The organism is Dactylosporangium sp. NPDC005572, assembly GCF_040605515.1.
In the GTDB taxonomy this organism is placed as follows: domain Bacteria; phylum Actinomycetota; class Actinomycetes; order Mycobacteriales; family Micromonosporaceae; genus Dactylosporangium.
Window position 1 is genome coordinate 1 of the sequence record NZ_JBEXCY010000437.1, and the last position, 2,262, is coordinate 2,262.

The 2,262-nt window shown below is 76.9% G+C and carries 4 protein-coding genes; all 4 read left to right on the forward strand.

Annotation, left to right across the window (positions count from 1 at the left end):
- On the forward strand, positions 1 to 349 hold a 349-nt coding region (locus ABZS66_RS61380), incomplete at its 5' end, for a hypothetical protein (RefSeq protein ID WP_354774190.1).
- A gap of 76 nt (positions 350 to 425) precedes the next feature.
- Positions 426 to 1,127, forward strand: a complete 702-nt coding sequence (locus ABZS66_RS61385) for a hypothetical protein (protein ID WP_354774192.1) — start codon at positions 426 to 428, stop codon at positions 1,125 to 1,127.
- The gene (locus tag ABZS66_RS61390) at positions 1,124 to 1,645 is read left to right on the forward strand and encodes a hypothetical protein (RefSeq protein WP_354774194.1); all 522 of its coding nucleotides are present in this window, start codon (positions 1,124 to 1,126) and stop codon (positions 1,643 to 1,645) included. The genes ABZS66_RS61385 and ABZS66_RS61390 overlap by 4 nt, the downstream gene beginning before the upstream one ends.
- A gap of 7 nt (positions 1,646 to 1,652) precedes the next feature.
- Positions 1,653 to 2,262: hypothetical protein (locus ABZS66_RS61395; protein WP_354774196.1), on the forward strand; the 610-nt coding region annotated here is incomplete at its 3' end.

Genomic DNA, 2,262 nt, shown 5'->3' on the forward strand with positions numbered 1-2,262 from the left:
CGAGCACGCGGCGCTCACCGCCCGCCTGGCCGGGCCGGAGGCGACGTGGGAGGCGCTCGCCGCGCCGCTCGGGCTGACCGCCGTCGCCGCCGCCGTCGCGCACAGCCGCGGCATTCCGAAGCTGCGCGTGTACCTGTTCCAGACCGCCCCCGGCCTGCTGGGCGGGCCTGGCGAGATCTCGGCCGCGTTCGAGCGGGCCCGCGCCGCGCGCACCGAACCGCTGCGGCCGGCCGAGGCGCAGGTGTTCCGGCGGGTCGTCCTCGACGGCGCCACGAACTACCGGCCCCGCGGCTGGCAGCTGCAGCTGCGCTCGGCCTGCGAGAAGGTCGCCCGCCACCTCGCCCGGTGAGGAGATCCCGCCGCGATCGGTAATGCCGGCGCGGCGGGCGGGTCAGCACCGGTGAGAAAGGATGGAGGTGAGCCGCTTGGAACCATCAGGGATCGGCGACTGGGGCGGTGACTGGCCCCCCGGCCCGCCGCCGGACGTGCCGCTGCCACCGGACGTGCTGCCGGAGGTACCGCACCAGCTCGACACGCTGCCCGACGGCCGGGCCTCGGTGACGATCGGCGACGTGTCCGGCCTCGCCGAGGGCGTGCACCAGCAGGGCGACAACCCGTACGGCTTCCAGGGCACCTGCGGCCTGTGCTCGTGCGCGGGCATCCTGCGCGAGTTCGGGTTCCCGGTGACCGAGGCCGACGTGGTCTCGCACGCCATCGTCAACGGCGAGTGCGTGGTCGACTCGGACCCGGCCAACTCGGGCGGCACCACGCCGGACATGCAGGTCCGGCTGCTCGCCGACTACGGCATTCCCGCCCACGTCGAGCAGATGGACTCGCTGGAGGAGATGGCCGACGCCATCGAGCAGGGCCGCGGCGCGATCATCGGAGCCAACGCCGGTGTGCTGTGGAACGACGCGAGCTACTACGAGTACGGCCAGGCCAACCACGCCGTGCAGGTGACCGGGGTCGCCCGCGACCCGCTGAGCGGCGCCGTGCAGGGCTTCTACATCAACGACACCGGCACCGGGCAGGCGGGCCACTTCGTCGACGCGGACACCGTCTCCGCGGCCTGGCTCGACGCCGGCGGTACCGCCGTCGTCACCGACATCGTCCGGGAGGTCCCGTGATCCCGCCCACCCCGCCGCCGCAGCCGTACTCGCAGGCCCGGCGCCGCCTGCAGACGCACCCGGTGTTCGCCGGCGAGATCCCCACCGAGCACAGCCGCTCGCTGCCGCTGCCGACCCGCCGCTTCGGCCGCCCCGCCTACGCGGGCTTCGCCGGCCCCGCACAGCGCCGGCCCGGCCAGCCGCTGCGGCTCGCGACGCCGGACCGCTGGTGGGCGGTCGGCGCGGCCGACCAGGCGCTGCTCGTCTACGCGCAGGCCCCGGCCGTGCCGTTCCCCGGTGAGCTGGCCGACGGGCCGGTCGAGGTGAGCAACGGCCGCTCCATCGCCGCGGCCCGGGAGGACCTCGCGGTCCTCGACGAGCTGCTCGACGCCGCCGCGCCGCGGTTCTTCGCCGGCGAGGCCGCCGACCCGCCGACCCGCTCCGCGCTGCGTGAGCAGCTCGCCGCGGTGGCCGGGGCCGGCACGCTCCCGTGGTACCGGGCGCTCGTCCCGGACTTCTTCGCCTGGCTCGAAGGGTAGGTGCACCATGACGCAACCGCACGCCGCGCTCGTCGCGGACCTGAGGACGCTGGCCGCCGCCGAGGGCTGGGAGGCTGTCACCGCGTTCACCGACGCGCTGCCGGCCGAGGCCGGCGGCCCGGTGCTGGCGCTGCCCGGCCCGGACGTGGCCGCCGAGCCGCTGCTGCGCACCGTCGCCGCGGCCGGCGCGCCGCCCGTCGTCCGGCCGCTGCTGGAGGCGGTCGAGTCGCCGGACCGGACGCTGGCGGCCGACCGCGCGCTGGTCGTCTTCCGGTGCGGGCAGCTGCTGAGCCTCGAGGAGGCCGAGGCGGCCCGGACCGTGGCACAGCGTCCCGACGGCTCGTACCTCATCGTGTTCGTCGGCGCCGACCGGCTCGCCGACCCCGACGAGCTGGAGCTCGTCCAGCGGGCCGCCTGGCGGGTGCTGCTGGCCGGGCCGACCGAGGACTGGCGCGGCCAGGACCTCGCCGAGCGGGCCTGCCTGCTGTGGGCGGCGCAGCCCGGCAACGGGTTCCTCGCCGGGCGGCTGGCCCGCGACGCGGCGCTGCTGCGCGACTGGCTGTCCGGCCCCGTCCCGGCCGCCGCGCTGGCGACGGCCCGCACCGCCCGCGCGCTCG